The following is a 19,000-nucleotide window of genomic DNA, read 5'->3' on the forward strand; positions in this document are numbered from 1 at the left end:
GGGAATGATGCGCTATTCGGGCAGATTGGCAATGATACGTTGCAAGGCGGTGCCGGTGCTGATCGCTATACCGGGGGCGGTGGCGCCGACATTTATACTTTCAATCGCGGCGACGGTGCCGACACGATTACCGCAGCGGCCAGCGAAGATGCTGTCGGGGATGAAGTGCAGCTAGGCGCCGGTATTACCGCAAGCGATCTGCGTTTCTTTGCATTGGCGGACGGCAGCTTGCTGATGCGTATTGGAGATACGCAAGACAGCATACTGTTTGAAGGCTGGTTTAACCAAGGACCGAATATTTCAGCGCTGCGGTTCAATGATCATTCGTTGCTGAATGCCGGTGAGATCAGCGCGCTTGCCGAAAGCATTCTTGGCGGAACCTCGGGCGATGATAATTTGCTGGGTACGATTGCGGATGATCGCATCGAAGGTAATGCAGGCAACGATACTCTCGACGGTAGCGCGGGCGACGACATACTCATCGGGGGCGAGGGCACCGATACTTATCTTTTCGGCTGGATGTCGGCGGGAAACGATGTGGCGGTGGAAGTGGCGGACGGCATGAGCATCATAGCGCTGACGGAAGGTACGACGCTGGCCGATCTGCGGCACGAACGGACAGGTAATGATTTGATCCTGACATTGCACGGCGGCGGCGCCACGTTGACGTTGCAGGATTATTTCGTGTCACCGCATATTTGGACCATCCGCGAGGAAAGCGGTGCGGTAATCAATGTCACCGACTGGCTCACTACATCTGAATCCAATACCGATATTGCGCAATTACAAGCGGATTTTCTGGATACTGCACGTGCAGAGTGGGCCAATGATTTACTGGGTAACCGCTACGGTGCGAATTTTGGTTCTTACGCACGGATAGACGATGCAACTTACCGCGCTGAATCGGTGGCTGCTTCTGAAACAAAAATCGTGCTGCAACATTTTGCACTGTTGGATACTGCCGCCGATACCGCTATCATCCGGCGGCAGTCCGACAGTTCTGAGAATTCCAGCACAATGGTTGATCTGATCAATGCAGCACTTCCTGACACCCCGCAGACGAATCCATCATCCGAGCAGCGATTTATTCCGATTGCCGAGTGGTCGCGGTTACTCGAAGAGTTGAATGCGGTAGGTATGAGCACTGATAATCTGTTACCTGTCTATGGAAACGGTGCAATTATCGGTTTTATCACCGGCGGTCAAGTTTTAACGTCACCATTACCCAGCGGGCTTCAGAGCTATTGGCGAACCACAACGACCATCAATACGCAAGTTGAGCGCATTCAAGGCGGTGACAGCGATAATGTCATCGCAGGTTATAAACACGGTAACGGTTATCAATACAACGATGGGCACGGGCAAAGCGATAATGCTTCGAGCAGTGAAATCTCGTTGATCGATGGTGGTGGCGGGGACGATACGCTCTATGCATCGGGCAAAATTGCACTGAATAATGAAATGTATTACTTCACCGACAGTGCACCGAATATCGGCGGATTTCTTTACGGTAACACGGGAAATGATACGCTGTTCGGCAACTATGCCCGGGATACCTTAATTGGCGGTGACGGGAATGATTTTCTTGATGGCAAGTTCAGTCAGGATACCTATGTCATGCTGGCCGGAGAAACCGGCTTCGACACGATTTGGGATACGGGGACGCAGCTGTGGCAGATGGGAAGTAACGGAGGCAGAGGCGATGTCAGTTCTCACTTGAATTACACGCTGGAAGCGAAACCGGTTGCGCAGGATGTATTGCGTCTGGCAGGTATTAATCCGGGTGATATTGCCGTCACATCGGGGCAACGGGTAGTTGAAGGGGTGCGTGCCGTCCGGTACGACGGCGATGATCCGAGTGATGTTGCGGTGCTCTACAGTCAAACCATGCACGCTACGATCGCTTTGTCATGGGCGGGTGGCGGCGTTGAGATCGTACTGCCGAATTCGACCGATCTGCCCGGTATGGGATTGGAACGCGTACAGTTTGGCGACGGTTCGGTGCTAACCGTATCGGATCTGATCGCACTGGCCGGTCCTGCGCTCACGCTTGATCCGCAGGAAATGAGCAATCACATCGCTGGCAGCAACGAAAATGACGTAATTTATGGCGAAGGCGGCAACGATACGTTGGAAGGCGGTAGTGGTGACGACATTCTAAGCGGCGGTGCAGGTAACGATACCTTGTCGGGTGGGGCGGGCAATGACACCTATTTGTTCGGTAAAGGTTCCGGTCAGGATACGATTGACAGTGATGACATGACTGCTGGAAAGATCGATGCGGTGCTATTTGATTATGGTATCGCCTCGGATCAAGTACGCGTCAGCCGTTCCGGCAATGATTTGGTACTTACCTTGATAGATACAGCGGATACCTTAACAATTCATAATTACCTGGAGAATGACGGCATTAGTCCATTTGCTGTCGAACAGATCCGGTTTAATGAAGATGACGCCGTTTGGGATCCGGAAGCCATTAAAATAAAACTGGCAAGCAACAAAGCGCCCGAGTTATCAATTGCGCTTCCGGACCAGAAAGCGGCAAAAGGAAGCGTCTTCAGTTACACAGTAGATCCGTATGCATTTACCGATCCGGATGACGACGACATGCTGACCTTCAGCGCCACATTGGTTGATGGCAGTCCTTTGCCGTCATGGCTCAGTTTTGATCCGGAAGCGCTGACCTTCAGTGGTACGCCGGATTCCACCGGCCCATTGCACGTGCTGGTGACCGCGAAAGATACCGGCAATTTGATCGCTGCGGATACTTTCGATATCGATGTGAGCGATTTGGGTGCGGTGATCAATGGCACATCGGGTATCGACACATTGATTGGCGGTATCGGTAACGACACACTCAACGGCTTGGGCGGTAACGATGTCTTGAATGGCAATGCCGGTAATGATCGTCTGAATGGCGGTGCGGGTAACGACCGCATGACGGGTGGAACGGGTGATGATAGTTATATCGTCAATAGCGCATGGGATGTCGTGCTGGAAAACTTCGATGAAGGCGTTGATACCGTCCGGTCTTCCATTTCTTACACGTTGGGCGCCAATGTGGAAAATCTCCATCTGACCGGCACCGGTGTGATCGATGGAACGGGCAATGAGCTTGATAATGATTTGATCGGCAATAGCGCCAACAATACGCTCACCGGACTGTCGGGCAATGACAAATTGGATGGCAAAGAGGGCACTGACGTGCTGATCGGTGGTAGCGGCGACGACGTCTATGTGATCGATGATGCGGGCGATTCGGTGATCGAATTCAGTGCAGAAGGAAGCGATAGAGTGAGATCGAGCATCAGTTTTTCATTAAGCGCGAACGTCGAGGATCTTGTCTTGACCGGCAATGTGGCGCTCAACGGAACCGGGAACGAGCTGAACAATCATTTAACCGGTAACAGTGCCGGGAATATACTGCAGGGCGGAGCCGGCAATGACCGTCTCAATGGCAAAGAAGGTAATGACACGCTGATAGGCGGAAACGGTAACGATGTTTATATTTTTGGCCGGAATTACGGTGTCGATACGCTGATCGACAGTGATGCCGCGCCGGGCAATGTCGATACCATACGATTTTTGCCCGGCATCAGCGCCGGCCAGATATGGTTTCAGCGCGTTGATAATGATTTGGAAGCCAGCATTATTGGCACGGCGGACAAAGTAGTGATCGATGATTGGTATCTCGGACCGGCCCATCACATTGAGCGGTTTAGAACTTCTGATGGCCTGACATTGCGTGATCAGCAAGTCGATGATCTGGTTAATGCGATGGCGGGTTTTGCTCCACCTGACATTGGCGAAACCATACTGCCACTCGATTATGCACAAATCTTGGGTTCCGTGATCACATCCCATTGGATTTGATGTACTCAAACCGCCGCGATTCACGAAATATTTTTTGTATTGTGTAAACACAAATCCCAATAAGCCATTCCCTCAAATCGCTTAACCAGAAAATCGACGAATGCCCGGACGCGCTGCGACAGGTGGCGGGTTTGCGGGTAGATGGCGTAGGCTGCCAGCTGCGCATAGTGGAATCCGGTTAATACTGGTATCAATGCGCCGCGTTCGATTTCCCGGTAAACGATGAAAGCCGGCAGCAATACGATGCCCAAACCGTCGACGGCGGCATCGCGAAGAAATTCACCATTGCTGGCTTTCAGGTAGGGAATAATCCGGGTTTTGATCAATGGTCCTGCAGCATCATAGACCTTCCAATTGTCGCTATCGCTGATCAAGTTGTATACCAAGCAGCGATGCTTGATGAGTTCTTCCGGTGTTTGCGGCGTGCCCATGCGCTCGAGATACGCCGGGCTGGCGCACATGACGGCTTGGATCGGCGCAAGACGGCGCGCGATCAGGTTGGAATCGGGCAAGCTGGCGATGCGGATGGCGAGGTCAAAGCCATCGGCCAGTAAATCCACTTGGCGGTCGTTAAAATCCAGATCGAATTCGATTTCGGGGTGGGTTTGCAAGAACTCATTGATGGCGGGGCCCAGGTGCATCAAGCCAAAACTCAGCGGTACCGCCACCTTCAAGCTACCCTTTAACGCACCATGAAATTGCGATGTAGCGTGCTCGGCTTCGAGAATATCGGCCAGAATGCGCACCGATTGCTGATAAAACGCGCGCCCGCTATCGGTCAGATTCATTTGCCGGGTGGTGCGATGAAATAATTCAACACCCAGGTGTTCTTCGAGTTCCTTCAAACGCCGGCTGACGACGGATTTTGCCACGTCCATGCGATCCGCAGCCGCACTTATGCTGCCCGCTTCCACGACGCGCACGAACGCATTCATATTTTCAAATCGATCCATAGATTCCTTTCATTGTTGCGAATATCGGAACAGTTATTTTCATTAAATGCTCTTTATTCTGATTATAACAACGATGATAATGCTCCCTGTCAATCGATCACAACGATGAATCACAACAAAGGAGAAAATCATGGATACAGCAGTGAATTCTGTACGAATAATCCCGGCAGTGGCCGTGCCGGAAGGCGCCGGAGTGACCGTGTACCGTACGATCGGTACACCGGTGTTGCGCGATTACGATCCGTTTTTGTTGCTGGATCATATCAGTAGCGATAAGCCGGAAGATTACATGGCGGGCTTTCCGTCCCATCCGCACCGCGGATTTACTACGTTTACCTATATGATCGACGGCCATATGGAGCATCAGGACAACATGGGCAATAGCGGTGATTTGGGACCCGGTTCCGCGCAATGGATGAAAGCCGCCAGTGGCATTATTCATTCGGAAATGCCGAAGCAGAAGAATGGCTTGATGCGCGGATTCCAACTGTGGATCAACCTGCCTGCGGCGCATAAGATGGATCACCCGGAATATCAGGAATATCCTGCGGAAGCTTTTCCTGTGGTGAAAACGCAGGATTATGCGGTGAAAGTTTTAATCGGCCGCTTTGCCGATACGAATGCGCCGATTACGGATGATCTGACCGGGGTGTCTTATTATGATGTGCAGGTGCAACCCGGCAAACATTTTCAACACCGCCTCCCGGCCGGGAATAATAGCTTCCTGTATGTCTTTGAAGGCAACGGACAATTGAGTGAGCAGCGCGTGCCGCTGCATTCGTGGGCGCCACTGGGTACGGATGATGGCTCGTTTGATTTCGCTGCCGGAAAAAAGGGGGCGCGCCTGTTGGTTGTCAGTGGCAGGCCGATTGGCGAAACGGTGGCGCGGTATGGTCCGTTTGTCATGAATACCCGGGAACAAATCGATCAGGCGATGCAAGATTTCCAGTCCAACAATTTTGTACGTGATCGTGCATGGATTAAACGCAATTAATAAAACTTTTTAAGGAGATCATCATGGAAAAAATCAGTCAATTCGTTGCACGTGTATTTTTGGGGCAAATTTTCTTACTGTCCGGCTTTTTCAAAATCGGCGGTTATGAAGGCACGCAGGGTTATATGGAAGCGATGGGTGTACCGGGCATGCTATTACCACTGGTGATAGCGCTTGAGATAGGGGGTGGTCTGGCGATTATCGCCGGATGGCAAACCCGCTTAGTGTCGGCAGTACTGGCTGTATTTACACTGGTTGCCGCGGCGATTTTTCACAACAATCTTGCCGATCAGATACAAATGATCATGTTCATGAAGAACATTGCCATTACCGGCGGATTCATTCTGTTGGCGGTTCATGGCGCGGGCGGTTACAGCTTGGATGAGCGCCGTAGCAAATCATAATAAAAGAGCGATAATCCGCATTGATTTTTAGCCCGGTTGCTTGCAACCGGGTTTTTCATGGGTTATTGCTTGTATCGTGCCGCATAACCGACTAAACTTGGTTGCGATGAGCGGTTCAGCCGGTTTTTGGCGACAGAATTTTCTAATTTGGAATCTCCCGCAGGGAAGCGAAATTGCACAGTAAACGCCCCAAGCATCTGAATCTTTTAAAAATCACGCAACCGATACCGGCGGTGGTGTCGATCCTGCACCGCATCAGCGGCGCCTTGTTGTTTTTCCCCGGCATTCCTTTATTGCTCTACAGTCTGCACTTGCTGTTGCAATCGCAACAGGATTTTGAAGTGCTGCAAAATTGTTTGCGCGATCCGCTGGTTAAAGCCGCATTGTTGCTGGCGTTATGGTTCTTTTTGCACCATTTGTGCGCCGGTATCCGTCATCTTTTTCTGGACTTGCACATCGGCGTCATGTTGCCGCAAGCGCGCGCCAGCAGCAAGCTGGTGTTGGTTGCCGGATTTCTATTGACAGTTTTGGCGGGAGTGCTGTTATGGTAAAACCTTCGAAGCTGGCGGTAACCGGTGCGCATTACGGTTTGAAAGACTGGCTGGCGCAGCGCGTCACTGCGGTGCTGATGGCGGTTTATCTCATCGTAATGGCGAGTGTTTTGTTCGTGGCGGCGCCGCAGGATTATGCCGCGTGGAAAACCTTATTCGGGCAACATTGGTTGCGCATTGCGACGCTGGTGTTTTTCATTTGCTTGTTCTGGCACGCTTGGATCGGCATGCGCAATATCCTGATGGATTATGTGCATGCGATGGCGCTGCGGCTAACCGCGCAAATCGCGGTGATTGCCGCGCTGCTGTTTTATCTGGTGTGGGCGGCGGACATTTTATGGGGTTGATGTGGCAATAACCAAAAGAAAATTCGATGTGGTCATCGTCGGCGCAGGGGGCGCCGGCATGCGCGCGGCGTTGCAACTGTCCGAAGCGGGTTTGAAAGTGGCCGTGCTGTCCAAGGTCTTCCCCACGCGTTCGCACACGGTGTCGGCGCAAGGCGGCATAGCCGCGGCGCTGGGTAACGTGACCGAAGACAATTGGCACTGGCATATGTACGACACCGTCAAAGGCTCGGATTACCTTGGCGATCAGGATGCCATCGAGTTCATGTGCCGTCACGCCAACGAAGTGGTGTACGAATTGGAACATTTCGGTATGCCGTTCGACCGCCTGGAAAATGGCAAGATTTACCAGCGGCCGTTCGGCGGGCAATCGCAAAATTTCGGCGGTGCGCAGGCCACGCGCTCGTGCGCGGCGGCGGATCGCACCGGACATGCATTGCTGCATACGCTGTATCAACGCAATGTCAGTGCCAATACGCAGTTTTTCGTTGAATGGATGGCGCTGGATCTGCTGCGTGATGAGCAAGGCGATGTGCTCGGTGTCACTGCGCTGGAGATGGAAACCGGCGAGGTATCGATCCTGCAAGCACGCGCGACGTTATTCGCCACCGGCGGCGGCGGGCGGATTTTTCAGGCCAGCACCAATGCGCTGATCAACACCGGCGATGGATTGGGCATGGCGGCGCGCGCCGGGATTCCGCTGGAGGATATGGAATTCTGGCAGTTTCACCCGACCGGTGTGTACGGTGTCGGCGTATTGATCAGCGAAGCGGTGCGCGGCGAGGGCGGTTATTTGCTGAACCGTAACGGCGAGCGCTTCATGGAGCGCTACGCACCGAATGCCAAGGATCTGGCGAGCCGTGACGTAGTGTCGCGCGCGATGACGACGGAAATGAAGGATGGTCGTGGTTGCGGTGACGAAAGTGATCATTTGCTGCTGAAATTGGATCACTTGGGTGCGGAAATCATCAAAACCCGCTTGCCGGGGATTCGTGAACTGGCAATGAAATTCGCCCATGTCGATCCGATCAGCGAACCGATTCCGGTAGTTCCGACGGTGCATTACATGATGGGCGGCATTCCGACCAATTATTTCGGTCAAGTGGTGGCGCCGTATAAAACCGGTCCGGAAGAGGTCGTATCCGGATTCTACGCCGTCGGCGAGTGTGCCTGCGTATCGGTGCACGGCGCCAATCGCCTGGGCACCAATTCGCTGCTCGATCTCGTCGTCTTCGGTCGTGCCGCTGCCGATCAAATTATTGAAGACTTGAAAACTCATCCGCATCATAAACCGTTGCCGGAAAATGCCGCCGACAAAACCTTGGCGCGGCTGGCGCGTCTGGAAAATCAGAAAGACGGCGAGAGTGTCGCGCAAGTCCATACAGCACTGGCGAAAACCATGCAAACCTACTGCGGCGTGTTCCGTTTCGAGGACATGCTGATGAAAGGGGTGGAAAAAATCCTGGAAGTGAGCAAACGGGTGGAACAAACGGAAATCAAGGATAAAAGCAAAGTGTTCAATACCGCCCGGATCGAAGCGCTGGAATTGGATAATCTGAAAGAAGTCGCCATCGCCACCATGATTTCCGCCGAAGCCCGCCGCGAAAGCCGCGGTGCGCATGCCCGCGACGATTTCCCCGAGCGCGACGACGTCAAATGGTTAAAACACACGTTGTTTTTCAGCGAAGGCAACCGCCTGGATTACAAACCGGTACGGCTGAAACCGTTGACAGTGGAGTCATTTCCACCGAAAGCCAGGACGTATTGAGAGTTTGAACGTATGACCTTAGCGCACGATCAGCGCGCTGGGGTGCTGGATCAGCAGGGTATAAGAATCTTTGTTGCGCGCCACCCAGCCGCGGATTTCCAGTTTTTTTCCTACGTAGGTTGCAAGATCGGGGAATAGTTTGAGATTGCTGTTGGCGACGCGGATGTCGATTTTGTCGTTGAAGAGCAGACGGGTGTATTTGCGGCTTTTTCTAATTGCCACCGGGGTTCCGGTGAATCGTTGCCAGCCTTTGGTGTGATTGGCGATTTGGGTGATTGGATGGGATTGGTATTCCGGCATGGACCAGATGCCCAATCCCGATTGTTCGGCCTGTTGTTGCGCCTGAATGAGCTTGTCGCTATAGCGGCCGTTCGGCGGGATGATGCTGACCGCAGCCAGGCCGTTTTGCAGCAGCGCTAAATTCACGTGTTCGCCATTGGACAGGAATACATGCGCTAGCAGGCGGTTATATTTGTCGCGCTTGACCTGATCAAATTCCAGATAAACCGGCTTATTCCGCAATTTATTTTGTAACCATTTTTTTGCAGCGGTGCCGCCGGGTTCTTCCGAACGGAGACGGCTCTCGATCTCCGGCGTATTGATTCCCAGCAGCCGGATATGCTTGCCGTTTTCCAATATGATGGTGTCTCCATCGTATACGTGATCGACTTGGTATAATTGGCGGCTGGGCTGGCCGGTGATCGGGATCTGCCGGGAACCGGTTTGCGGGGTGTCGGAATAAGTGACACGGCCGCGTTCATCGACATTGCGATAAATCTCACCCGCCAGCGATAGTGAAGCAGCAAAACAGAGAATCAGGTAACAGATCAGATAGAGCAGTTTTCTGCGGAACATAACGCTAAGGAAGCTCTGAAAAACTACTACGCTCGGCCATGCTGCGTTGAAATCAGGTTCAAAATGCTCATTTATCACTTGTAAACTGCGCTTTTTCACCTGATTTCGCCTTGCCTGGCCATCGCTCGCTACCTTTTTCAGAGCCTCCTTGACGGTGCCGGGTGAGGCTTCTAGCCGGGGAAATAGTATGCGCAATGCTGCGAATAGGTGCATCGGGCGGGGTGAGTGTTAAGACAATTGATCATTGCGTTCTTGCAGCATCCGGTGATTGTGAAGGTTTAAAAAATTAAATACGACTGCCAGGGAAGTTTCCAAAAACACAAAAATAACCGCGAAACCCCAATATAGCGCAATATTCATCAAGAAAGTGGATTAAAATTGGCGCTGATAAAATTGAATGAAAATTTACCTGCTGCAAAACAGATTGCACAATCAGTATCCGATCCAAACGTTTCAATGACAACCATTCCTGGAATTACCCTTTTCTTATTGAATTGCGCATCATGACATCCGAGCATTTGATTGAAATCAGCGGATTGAATTTTTCCTACGATACGCGCGCGATTTTGAAGGGCATCGACATGACGATGCAGCGCGGCAAGGTGATCGCCATCATGGGGGGTAGCGGTTCGGGCAAAACCACGCTATTGCGCTTGATCGGTGGCGTCATTCAACCGACATCGGGTTACGTCAAATTCGCCGGACAGGTGGTGCATGAACTGGATCGCGATGCCTTGTTTAAACTGCGCCGCAAGATGGGTATGCTGTTTCAGTTTGGTGCATTGTTCACCGATTTGTCGGTGTTCGACAATGTGGCGTTTCAGATGCGCGAGCATACCAATCTGCCGGAATCGATGATTCGTGATCTGGTGCTGATGAAATTGCACGCGGTCGGTTTACGCGGCGCGCATCAGCTAATGCCCAATCAATTATCCGGCGGGATGGCGCGGCGCGTCGCCTTGGCGCGCTCGATCGCGCTCGATCCGATGCTGATTATGTACGATGAGCCGTTCACCGGGCTGGATCCGATTTCGCTGAGCGTGATCGGGAATCTGATCCGGCGTTTGACCGATGCGCTCGGTATGACCTCGATCGTGGTTACCCACGATGTGCAAGAGTCGCTCAAAATTGTGGATTATGTTTATTTTATTGCCGATGGGGTGATTGCCGCCGAGGGTACGCCGCAAGAAGTGCGGGCATCGGTTGCGCCTTTTGTGCATCAGTTTGTGCATGGCGAAGAAGACGGGCCGGTGCCGTTTCATTATCCGGCGCAGAGCTATCAAGAAGATTTGAATCTGGAGAATAAGCGTGCCTAAACGGATCGTAACCGGTATTCGGAATATCGGGCATCGCGTGATCGATGGCGTGTGGCGTTTGGGCGTGGCCAGCCGCTTTTTCCTGCTGGTGCTGTTTAAATCCGGTACCAGCTTGCACCGCTTCAATCTGGTTATCCGGGAACTGTATTTCACCGGCGTTCTGTCATTGATCATTATTGTCGTATCGGGGCTCTTTGTCGGCATGGTGCTGGGGCTGCAGGGTTATGAAACGTTGCAGAAGTACGGCTCGGAATCCGCGGTCGGCACGCTGGTGGCGTTGTCGCTGGTGCGTGAATTGGGGCCGGTCGTGGCGGCGCTGCTGTTTGCCAGCCGCGCCGGTTCGGCGATTACCGCCGAGATCGGTTTAATGAAGGCAACCGAACAACTGTCCGCGATGAGTATGATGGCGGTTGATCCGGTGGCGCGCGTGGTTGCGCCGCGCTTCTGGTCGGGCGTGATTTCGATGCCGTTGCTGGCGGCGATATTTTCCGTGATGGGCGTGTTCGGCGGCTATCTCGTGACGGTGGTCTTCATCGGTGTGGATGAGGGATCCTTTTGGTCGCAGATGCAAGATTCGGTCGATTTCAGGTTTGATATCATGAACGGTTTTATTAAAAGTTGCTATTTCGGTGTCGCGGTGACCGCCATCGCCGTTTTTGAAGGTTACGATGCGCCACCGACCGCGGAAGGCGTATCGGGGGCCACAACGCGCACCGTGGTCACGTCGTCATTGGTGATTCTGGGACTGGATTTTATTTTGACCGCTTTCATGTTTAGAGGAGTGAGTTGATGCAGCGGACAACGATGGATTTGTGGGTGGGATTGTTTGTGGTCATGGGGATTGTTGCGCTCATGATCCTGAGTCTGAAAGTGGGTAATCTCAATGTCTATAATCCTTCTCAAAGCTATGTCATTAGCGGTAATTTTGAAAATATCGGCGGCCTGAAAGTGCGTGCGCCGGTCAAAAGCGCGGGTGTCGTCGTCGGGCGCGTCACGGATATTCAGTTCAGTACGCAAACGTACGATGCGGTTGTGACGATGAATATGGATAGTCGCTATTTATTTCCTAAAGATACCTTCGCCAGTATTTTGACGTCGGGCTTGCTGGGTGAGCAGTACATCGGATTGGCTGCGGGCGGGGATGAAGTTATGCTAAAAGATGGTGATAAAATCATGAAAACCAATTCCGCCATGGTTCTGGAAGAATTGATCGGACGTTTTTTGTTCAATAAAGCGGCAGAAGACGATTCCAAGTAAGAGAACGGTATTTGTTAATTGTGTGATTGTTGGTTTAGTATTGCAAATTGCGACATAAAATGAGTGTGAGGAAACAATGAAAAAAATTCTTGGAGTAATGATATTAACGTTCTCGAGCTTGCTGGCGTTCCCTGCGTGGTCCGTAGAGATGGCGCCCGACCGGCTGGTCGATAAAACGGTCAAGGAAGTGATCGAGATCATTCAAAAAGATGAAGAATTGAAAAATGGCAATAAGGATAAAATGCTGCATCTGATCGAAACTAAGATACTGCCGCACTTCAATTTTACCCGCATGACGCAGCTTGCGATGGGACAACATTGGTCGAAAGCCGAACCGGGACAGCAAACCAAATTGGTCGACGAATTCCGTACCTTGCTGGTGCGCACTTATTCCAACGCATTGACGACGTATAATCACGAGACGATCAAAGTCAATCCGATCAAACAACTGGGTGATAGCGTCGAGACAACGGTTCGCACCGTGGTTGTTCAGGGAAAGGGAAGGGAACCCGTGCCGATCGATTACAGCATGGAGAAAAAGCCGGATGGCTGGAAAGTTTACGATGTGACCGTCGCCGGAGTCAGTCTGGTTACCAATTACCGCGGAAGCTTTAACAGCCAGGTGCGGAAAGGCGGCGTTGAAGGGTTGCTGAAAACGCTGAAGGACAAAAATAAATCCCTGGAAGGTAAGAAATAACAGCGGCCGAATGCAGTGAATTCTCCGGTTCGCATGATCTTTCGTGAGGGCGACAGCGTGATTGTGCAAGGCGCCGTCACGATCGATAACGTTGTAATGTTGACGCAACGAGGAATTGCACTGTTTGACGATCGGCCGCTTACTATTGATTTGGATAAAGTAACCGAGGTTGATTCCACGATCGTCAGTATGCTGCTGGAATGGTTGCGTGCAACGCAAAAAAACAATCAGGTGTTACACGTTATCAATATGCCCGGTAGTCTTAAAAGCTTGATTCAATTATACGGGGTAACGGAACTCATTCCGCTCCCGGCATCCGAAACCGCACTGCAGAACGCTTCCTGAGCAGGCGCAGTGTTGCTGTTTTCAAGATTCTGATTTTATTCATCCGATGTCGCCCGCCATTGCCGTCAAGCAAGTATCCAAACGCTTTGGTGACGTGCGCGCCTTGTCCGGCATCGATCTGGAAATTCACACCGGTGAGTTTTTTGCGCTGCTGGGACCGAATGGTGCCGGTAAAACGACGCTGATCAACATCATTGCCGGCTTATCGCTGGCCGATAGCGGTTCGGTGCGCGTGATGGGACACGATGTCATCGCGCACTACCAACAGGCGCGCAGCAATCTGGGCGTGGTGCCGCAGGAATTGGTGTTCGATCCTTTCTTCACGGTGCGCGAAGTGCTGCTGATTCAATCGGGCTATTACGGCATCAAGCACAATGTGCGCTGGGTGGATGAAATCATCGAGCATCTGGATTTGACCGACAAAGCGGACGCCAACATGCGCGCGTTATCCGGCGGCATGAAACGCCGCGTGTTGGTTGCGCAGGCGCTGGTGCACAAACCGCCGGTGATCATCCTGGACGAACCGACTGCCGGTGTCGACGTGGAATTGCGTCAGACGTTGTGGGATTTTATTCAACGGTTGAACCGCAATGGCCACACCATCGTGCTGACCACGCATTATCTGGAGGAAGCGGAGACCCTGTGCAATCGTGTGGCGATGCTGAAGGAAGGAAAAATTGTCGCACTGGATAGCACGCAAAATCTGATCGGTGCCATGAGCGCGGGCAAATCGCTGCAGTTGCGCTTGCAGCCGGATATCTTGCCGGCTGAGCTGCAGCCGTTGCAGATCCGTCATGACAGCGGCATGGTCGAATTGAGAATCGACAGCTACGCGCAAGTCGAATCCATTCTGTCGGCTTTGCGATCGGCGCAAATCCAAATCCTGGAAATGCACTTGCAGCAACCCGATCTGGAAGATGTTTTTGTCAGTATGATGAGAAATAGCGGTAATCGAACAAAATGACCGGATTTTTTACACTGCTGTATAAAGAATTGCTGCGCTTCTGGAAAGTCGGATTTCAGACGATCGTCGCGCCGATGATTTCCACACTGCTGTACTTGCTGATTTTTTATCATGTGCTGGAAGCGCATGTGCAAGTGTATCCGGGCGTGGCGTACACCTCATTCCTGATTCCCGGACTGGTGATGATGGCGATCATTCAGAATGCCTTTGCCAACGCTTCATCCAGCATGATTCAGTCGAAGATCAGCGGCAATATTGTGTTTATCCTGCTGTCCCCCTTGTCGTATCACGCCATCTTCTTCGCGTATATCATTGCATCCATCGTGCGCGGGCTGCTGGTTGGTCTGGGTGTTTATCTGGTGACGCTGGTATTTTTCGATATCCCGCTGATGCTGCCGGTCTGGTCACTGCTTTTTGTCGTGCTGGGTAGCGCGATACTGGGCGCATTGGGGTTGATTGCCGGCATCTGGGCGGATAAATTCGATCAACTGGCGGCTTTCCAGAACTTTATCATTTTGCCGCTGACTTTCTTATCCGGCGTGTTTTATACCATTCACTCGCTGCCCGCAGGTTGGCAGTTTTTTTCTCACCTCAATCCGTTTTTTTATATGATCGACGGATTCCGTTACGGCTTCTTCGGCATATCGGATATTTCGCCTTATCTTAGCCTGTTGATTGTGGCAATATGCCTGGTGGCCATTTCCATGTTGACCATCCGGATGCTTAAAACCGGGTACAAATTGCGCCATTAACATTACATTTGTTTTGCATGACCATCATGCGTGAAGGAGAATCGAAATGCTTACAGCAGAAAACGTAAAAACCTATATTGAATCGGTATTGCCGTGCGAGCACGTGCAAGTGGAAGGCGACGACGGGCGCCATTTTCAGGCACTGATCGTCAGTGCGCAATTTCAAGGCAAAAATACCGTGCAGCAGCATCAGATGGTGTACAAATCGCTTGGCGACAAGATGAAACAGGAAATTCACGCGCTATCGATGAAAACGCTGACGCCGGAACAATGGGCGAAGCAAGCGTGATGACCGGTTACGCGGCTGACAGCCGCTCTGGCACGAGCACCGGCTCAACCGCCAGTTTGTTATTTTCGCCGTATCGCTGACCGGGAATTGCCGTGTTCAAAATACTGGGTGCGCTTTCCGGTTTTCTGATACTGGGTTTTATCGGCCTGATTCTCGGCCTGATTGCTGGCAGCTTTGTTGACCGGCTAGTGGCGTATGGCCCGGGCGGAGTCAATCCGTTCAACGCCGCGCGCCGTCAGGCGGTTTTTCTCGAAACCGTTTTTATTCTGATGGGAAAACTGGCCAAAGCGGACGGCCGTGTGTCCGAAAGCGAAGTGTCGCACGTCGAGCAGTTTATGCAGAAACTGCGCATGACGCGCGAACACCGCTTGAAAGCTATTGCGCTGTTCAAACAAGGCGCTTCTGCGGATTACGATATTCATCCGCAGCTCAACGAATTTCTTGCCGTGTGCGGTCATTCCCGCAATCTGCGGCAGGTGTTGCTGGTGTATCTCATTATCATGGGATTATCCGACGGCAATTTGAATTCCGCCGAAGAAGAATTGCTGCGCGACATCGCCGGGCGCCTGGGTTATCCCTCGGCGGCGTTCGAGCAATTGCTCGACATGGTGATGAATCAAATGCATTTCGCCGCCGGCGGCACGAGTTCCGCGAACGCGCTGGACGATGCCTACAAAGCGCTGGGCGTCAGTAAAGACAGCACCGATGAAGAAATCAAACGCGCCTACCGCAAACTGATGAGCCAATACCACCCGGACAAACTGATGGGGCAGGGCGTGCCGGAAGACATGATCGCAGTCGCGACCGAACAAGCCAAGGAAGTGCAAACCGCTTACGATTTGATCAAGAAGAGCCGGGAGCAGAAGCGTACTACCGCTTAGCTGCGCGTGCTACTGAGCTAAGGAAATGCTGATTAATTGACTATACGAGCGAATCGCTTCGTTGCGCGGTACTCGCTCCTTCGCCTATCTTGTTGATATGTTTCGGTTGCTGTGTTCCGTGCGCCTCGTGATTCATCTCGTTCGCCGAATTAATCAGCTTCCCTAGCTGACTTAAATGCGCGGTTAAGCAAAGATGCTTATCTACTGAGTGGCCGCTATACACTGGCCGATATGGCCATCTTCCCTTTTATCCGGCAGTTTTCCAATGTCAGTCCGGATTGGTTTTATGCCTCTCGCTATCATCATCTGATTGCGTGGCTGGACCGGTTGATTGGTTCGGCATTATTTCAGCATGTAATGCGGAAAGAAGCTGAGTAACTGCAAGCTGTCACAACATTAAGGCCCCATACAATACCGTTATCATCCACAGATTCAACAACAATAACTATGCAAAAATAATATTAGATGTTATAAATACATAGATGATAAAACGATCTCTTGAAGATAAAATTCGCTCCGCTCTAGCAGCCCATTCGTCTGTGGCGCTGATGGGGCCACGTCAGGTAGGCAAAACAACGCTTGCGCTTGATATTGCGGATACCATTCCTTCGGTTTACCTTGATCTGGAAAACCGGCTCGATCTGCAGAAAGCCCAGAACATTGAAGCTTTTCACGCAGCAAACAGCGACAAGCTGATTATTCTGGATGAGGTGCAGCGGTTACCGGATATTTTTGCGCAGATCCGCGGACTCATAGATCAACAACGCAGAAAAAGTAATAAGGCAGGTCAGTTTCTGTTTTTAGGCTCAGCCTCCATGGATCTTCTGCAACAATCCAGTGAAACACTGGCCGGACGTATTGCTTATATCGAGATGTTTCCGGTGAATGTCGTGGAATATGCAGAAAGTGCTCAACAATCCGAAGCCGTCAATGACCTCTGGCTGAAGGGCGGTTTTCCGGATAGCCTGTTGACCGGCGATGATGAAACCAGCTTAAACTGGCGTTATGATTTCATCAGAACTTACCTTGAACGGGACATTCCGCAATTAGGGCCTAGAATTCCAGCGGAAACCTTAGGAAGATTCTGGACCATGCTGGCGCATAGCCAGGGAACCAATATCAATGCGGCCAAGCTCGCCGCCAATATTGAAGTATCCAGCGTAACCGTAGCGCGCTATATCGATCTTCTGGTTGATCTGCTGCTAATCCGTAAAATACAACCCTATACGGTTAATATCAAAAAGCGCCTGGTCAAATCGCCCAGAATTTATGTGCGCGATAGCGGTGTCACGCATGCACTGCTGAATATCGGTTCTTATAACGATCTGCTGGGACATCCGGTCGTTGGAAAAAGCTGGGAAGGGTTTGTGATAGAAAATATAGCTTCTGTTCTACCGCCACGCGTCAGGCTCTATTACTATCGAACGGCGGGCGGAGCTGAGATTGATCTTATCTTGGAATTCGGCGTGAATGAGCGATGGGCGATAGAAATTAAAAAAGGAATATCGTTCAGCCTGGGGCGCGGATTTCATGAAGCTTGCGAAGATATCCAGCCGCAAAAAAAGTTTGTCATTTATGCCGGAAAGGATAGATTCCCGTTGCAGCAAGAGACTATAGCCATTGCCCTGTATGATTTCATGGATATGCTGAAAGAAAAAAGAAATGATGCAATTTAGCGGATGTTGTTGCAGCAAATGCGCCTTTGGGTGGCGGCATAAACTCGATGCTTCAGAATTTTCTTGAGTAGCAATAATTTCTGATCTGCTTACTTAATGTATCTGGTTAAAGCGGGGTAACTTCGATTCCGGTGAATGTTGGAGTTCCTAGTGTCACTCCAACCTACCGTGCTAACGGACTTCCATTTACTGGGGCAGCATGTGCTGCGGGTTTTGGAGCAAAATGTTGGAGTTCCTAACGTCACTCCAACCTATCGTGTTTTATCCATAGCTTCCTTAATTAGTTTGGCGCTTTCATACGGCATGCCTTGGATCACTTTAAAGTATGCGTCTCGCATTGCCTCGAATGTGCTAAGACTTGTATTTATGGCAAGAGAACCAATACCACCCAGCATTAATTTGTAGAAGTTGTCATTGTCGCCATAAATTCGATGAAGATACAGTTTTTGAAATTCTTTTAGCTCTTCATCTTCTGGGTTTGCTATTGAATTTACGTATGTTTCTAATGCCTTTCGTGTATCACTAATATCTTCAGGACGAGGATCAATATACATGTGAGTAGCGACGACCTTATATATTGATGAAAAATATTTTAAATAAAACGAATCATCATAATACTGTTTTACTAAGAAGCTTGCGCCGACAGCTCTAAGCAATCCTTCTTCACGAGCGAGTCGTTCAACCTGCTCGTGGGTTATATTGAGACTTTTCCGAGCAGCTTCATCGGGCGCCATATTGAAATCATCCTCTATCGAGGATGATTGAATTACAAATTTTTCTACCCATTCAGCAAGCAAAGTGGGTGATTGAAAAATATCTTTTTCAGACGGAATGTTTACTTCATCTTCCTTAGAAGAGGGCGCAGACACGGAATTCTCTTTCTTTTTGCCAAATATTTTACTCAGTAATTCCATGCGTAATCTCTCCTTGATACATAATGCAAAGTGCAAGATATTTCGTTTAATAGTCTATTAGATAATGTCGTAAAATCACGTTCCTTATAGATTATCAGCATGATTTTGCTTTATACGATTGAGGGTAATGAATAGCTCAGAAGAATGTGATATCACCATTCGCTAAA

General features: G+C 50.9%; 18 protein-coding genes and 7 pseudogenes. 22 read left to right on the plus strand and 3 right to left on the minus strand.

The window, feature by feature from the left end:
• Positions 1 to 234 precede the first annotated feature (234 nt).
• The 6 pseudogenes from HRU78_07280 to HRU78_07305 all read left to right on the plus strand — a co-directional run bounded on the left by HRU78_07280 (position 235) and on the right by HRU78_07305 (position 3,504).
• Positions 235 to 504, plus strand: a pseudogene (locus HRU78_07280) (hypothetical protein).
• 15 nt (positions 505 to 519) lie between these two features.
• A pseudogene (locus HRU78_07285) lies at positions 520 to 1,599 on the plus strand (hypothetical protein).
• Between the two features lie 18 nt (positions 1,600 to 1,617).
• Positions 1,618 to 2,232: pseudogene (locus HRU78_07290) on the plus strand (hypothetical protein).
• A 27-nt stretch (positions 2,233 to 2,259) separates the two neighbouring features.
• Positions 2,260 to 2,469, plus strand: a pseudogene (locus HRU78_07295) (hypothetical protein).
• A gap of 159 nt (positions 2,470 to 2,628) precedes the next feature.
• A pseudogene (locus tag HRU78_07300) lies at positions 2,629 to 2,961 on the plus strand (putative Ig domain-containing protein).
• A 201-nt stretch (positions 2,962 to 3,162) separates the two neighbouring features.
• Positions 3,163 to 3,504, plus strand: a pseudogene (locus HRU78_07305) (hypothetical protein).
• 389 nt (positions 3,505 to 3,893) lie between these two features.
• On the opposite strand, the gene HRU78_07310 reads toward HRU78_07305, so the two are convergent.
• Entirely contained in the window at positions 3,894 to 4,826 is a 933-nt protein-coding gene (locus tag HRU78_07310) for a LysR family transcriptional regulator (GenBank protein QOJ23477.1), read from the minus strand.
• 130 nt (positions 4,827 to 4,956) lie between these two features.
• Here HRU78_07310 and HRU78_07315 point away from each other — a divergent pair, with 130 nt between their 5' ends.
• The 5 genes from HRU78_07315 (at position 4,957) to HRU78_07335 (ending at position 8,887) form a co-directional block, all read left to right on the plus strand.
• Positions 4,957 to 5,820, plus strand: a complete 864-nt coding sequence (locus tag HRU78_07315) for a pirin family protein (protein ID QOJ23478.1) — start codon at positions 4,957 to 4,959, stop codon at positions 5,818 to 5,820.
• A 23-nt stretch (positions 5,821 to 5,843) separates the two neighbouring features.
• Entirely contained in the window at positions 5,844 to 6,224 is a 381-nt protein-coding gene (locus HRU78_07320) for a DoxX family protein (GenBank protein ID QOJ23479.1), read from the plus strand.
• Positions 6,225 to 6,397: 173 nt separating this feature from the next.
• Positions 6,398 to 6,775, plus strand: coding sequence for a succinate dehydrogenase, cytochrome b556 subunit (gene sdhC, locus HRU78_07325; protein ID QOJ23480.1), 378 nt, complete (start codon positions 6,398 to 6,400; stop codon positions 6,773 to 6,775).
• Positions 6,769 to 7,122 carry a succinate dehydrogenase, hydrophobic membrane anchor protein gene (gene sdhD, locus HRU78_07330; protein ID QOJ23481.1) on the plus strand — a complete coding sequence of 118 codons (354 nt, stop codon included), beginning with the start codon at positions 6,769 to 6,771 and terminating at the stop codon, positions 7,120 to 7,122. The genes sdhC and sdhD overlap by 7 nt, the downstream gene beginning before the upstream one ends.
• A gap of 1 nt (position 7,123) precedes the next feature.
• Positions 7,124 to 8,887: a succinate dehydrogenase flavoprotein subunit gene (locus HRU78_07335; protein ID QOJ23482.1), complete on the plus strand. Its 1,764-nt coding sequence runs from the start codon at positions 7,124 to 7,126 to the stop codon at positions 8,885 to 8,887.
• An 18-nt stretch (positions 8,888 to 8,905) separates the two neighbouring features.
• Here the strand turns inward: HRU78_07335 and HRU78_07340 are convergent, their stop codons facing one another.
• On the minus strand, positions 8,906 to 9,742 hold the full coding sequence (locus HRU78_07340; GenBank protein QOJ23483.1) for a thermonuclease family protein: 837 nt from the start codon (positions 9,740 to 9,742) through the stop codon (positions 8,906 to 8,908).
• A 503-nt stretch (positions 9,743 to 10,245) separates the two neighbouring features.
• On the opposite strand from HRU78_07340, the gene HRU78_07345 reads away from it, so the two are divergent.
• From HRU78_07345 to HRU78_07395, 11 genes and pseudogenes are all read left to right on the plus strand, one after another.
• Positions 10,246 to 11,058 (plus strand): ABC transporter ATP-binding protein, encoded by an 813-nt coding sequence (locus HRU78_07345; protein QOJ23484.1) that lies wholly within the window; start codon positions 10,246 to 10,248, stop codon positions 11,056 to 11,058.
• Complete coding sequence (gene mlaE / locus HRU78_07350; protein QOJ23485.1) at positions 11,051 to 11,848, plus strand: lipid asymmetry maintenance ABC transporter permease subunit MlaE; 798 nt, start codon at positions 11,051 to 11,053, stop codon at positions 11,846 to 11,848. Before HRU78_07345 ends, mlaE begins: the two co-directional genes overlap by 8 nt.
• Positions 11,848 to 12,315 carry an outer membrane lipid asymmetry maintenance protein MlaD gene (gene mlaD, locus HRU78_07355; GenBank protein QOJ23486.1) on the plus strand — a complete coding sequence of 156 codons (468 nt, stop codon included), beginning with the start codon at positions 11,848 to 11,850 and terminating at the stop codon, positions 12,313 to 12,315. The genes mlaE and mlaD overlap by 1 nt, the downstream gene beginning before the upstream one ends.
• Before the next feature lie 76 nt (positions 12,316 to 12,391).
• A complete protein-coding gene (locus HRU78_07360; protein ID QOJ23487.1) occupies positions 12,392 to 13,012 on the plus strand; it encodes an ABC transporter substrate-binding protein in 621 nt (206 codons plus the stop codon).
• A gap of 33 nt (positions 13,013 to 13,045) precedes the next feature.
• The gene (locus HRU78_07365; GenBank protein ID QOJ23488.1) at positions 13,046 to 13,357 is read left to right on the plus strand and encodes an STAS domain-containing protein; all 312 of its coding nucleotides are present in this window, start codon (positions 13,046 to 13,048) and stop codon (positions 13,355 to 13,357) included.
• Between the two features lie 46 nt (positions 13,358 to 13,403).
• On the plus strand, positions 13,404 to 14,321 hold the full coding sequence (locus HRU78_07370; protein QOJ23489.1) for an ABC transporter ATP-binding protein: 918 nt from the start codon (positions 13,404 to 13,406) through the stop codon (positions 14,319 to 14,321).
• Complete coding sequence (locus HRU78_07375) at positions 14,318 to 15,073, plus strand: ABC transporter permease (GenBank protein ID QOJ23490.1); 756 nt, start codon at positions 14,318 to 14,320, stop codon at positions 15,071 to 15,073. The genes HRU78_07370 and HRU78_07375 overlap by 4 nt, the downstream gene beginning before the upstream one ends.
• A gap of 46 nt (positions 15,074 to 15,119) precedes the next feature.
• Positions 15,120 to 15,362 (plus strand): BolA/IbaG family iron-sulfur metabolism protein, encoded by a 243-nt coding sequence (locus tag HRU78_07380; GenBank protein ID QOJ23491.1) that lies wholly within the window; start codon positions 15,120 to 15,122, stop codon positions 15,360 to 15,362.
• A gap of 92 nt (positions 15,363 to 15,454) precedes the next feature.
• Positions 15,455 to 16,243, plus strand: a complete 789-nt coding sequence (gene djlA / locus HRU78_07385) for a co-chaperone DjlA (protein ID QOJ23492.1) — start codon at positions 15,455 to 15,457, stop codon at positions 16,241 to 16,243.
• A 162-nt stretch (positions 16,244 to 16,405) separates the two neighbouring features.
• Positions 16,406 to 16,621, plus strand: a pseudogene (locus HRU78_07390) (glutathione S-transferase C-terminal domain-containing protein).
• Positions 16,622 to 16,725: 104 nt separating this feature from the next.
• Positions 16,726 to 17,919 carry an ATP-binding protein gene (locus HRU78_07395; protein QOJ23493.1) on the plus strand — a complete coding sequence of 398 codons (1,194 nt, stop codon included), beginning with the start codon at positions 16,726 to 16,728 and terminating at the stop codon, positions 17,917 to 17,919.
• A 251-nt stretch (positions 17,920 to 18,170) separates the two neighbouring features.
• On the opposite strand, the gene HRU78_07400 is transcribed toward HRU78_07395, so the two are convergent.
• Positions 18,171 to 18,833, minus strand: a complete 663-nt coding sequence (locus HRU78_07400) for a hypothetical protein (protein QOJ23494.1) — start codon at positions 18,831 to 18,833, stop codon at positions 18,171 to 18,173.
• Positions 18,834 to 19,000: the final 167 nt, after the last annotated feature.

The sequence above is a fragment of the Gammaproteobacteria bacterium genome, from assembly GCA_015709635.1.
Lineage (GTDB): Bacteria > Pseudomonadota > Gammaproteobacteria > Burkholderiales > Nitrosomonadaceae > Nitrosomonas.

Bases quoted from the DNA above. Each gene is read 5' to 3' on its own strand.
- HRU78_07310 (QOJ23477.1), bottom strand. From the start codon at position 4,826: ATGGATCGATTTGAAAATATGAATGCGTTCGTGCGCGTCGTGGAAGCG.
- HRU78_07315 (QOJ23478.1), top strand. From the start codon at position 4,957: ATGGATACAGCAGTGAATTCTGTACGAATAATCCCGGCAGTGGCCGTG.
- HRU78_07320 (QOJ23479.1), top strand. From the start codon at position 5,844: ATGGAAAAAATCAGTCAATTCGTTGCACGTGTATTTTTGGGGCAAATT.
- sdhD (QOJ23481.1), top strand. From the start codon at position 6,769: ATGGTAAAACCTTCGAAGCTGGCGGTAACCGGTGCGCATTACGGTTTG.
- HRU78_07340 (QOJ23483.1), bottom strand. From the start codon at position 9,742: ATGTTCCGCAGAAAACTGCTCTATCTGATCTGTTACCTGATTCTCTGT.
- HRU78_07345 (QOJ23484.1), top strand. From the start codon at position 10,246: ATGACATCCGAGCATTTGATTGAAATCAGCGGATTGAATTTTTCCTAC.
- mlaD (QOJ23486.1), top strand. From the start codon at position 11,848: ATGCAGCGGACAACGATGGATTTGTGGGTGGGATTGTTTGTGGTCATG.
- HRU78_07360 (QOJ23487.1), top strand. From the start codon at position 12,392: ATGAAAAAAATTCTTGGAGTAATGATATTAACGTTCTCGAGCTTGCTG.
- HRU78_07365 (QOJ23488.1), top strand. From the start codon at position 13,046: ATGATCTTTCGTGAGGGCGACAGCGTGATTGTGCAAGGCGCCGTCACG.
- HRU78_07370 (QOJ23489.1), top strand. From the start codon at position 13,404: ATGTCGCCCGCCATTGCCGTCAAGCAAGTATCCAAACGCTTTGGTGAC.
- HRU78_07375 (QOJ23490.1), top strand. From the start codon at position 14,318: ATGACCGGATTTTTTACACTGCTGTATAAAGAATTGCTGCGCTTCTGG.
- HRU78_07380 (QOJ23491.1), top strand. From the start codon at position 15,120: ATGCTTACAGCAGAAAACGTAAAAACCTATATTGAATCGGTATTGCCG.
- HRU78_07395 (QOJ23493.1), top strand. From the start codon at position 16,726: ATGATAAAACGATCTCTTGAAGATAAAATTCGCTCCGCTCTAGCAGCC.
- HRU78_07400 (QOJ23494.1), bottom strand. From the start codon at position 18,833: ATGGAATTACTGAGTAAAATATTTGGCAAAAAGAAAGAGAATTCCGTG.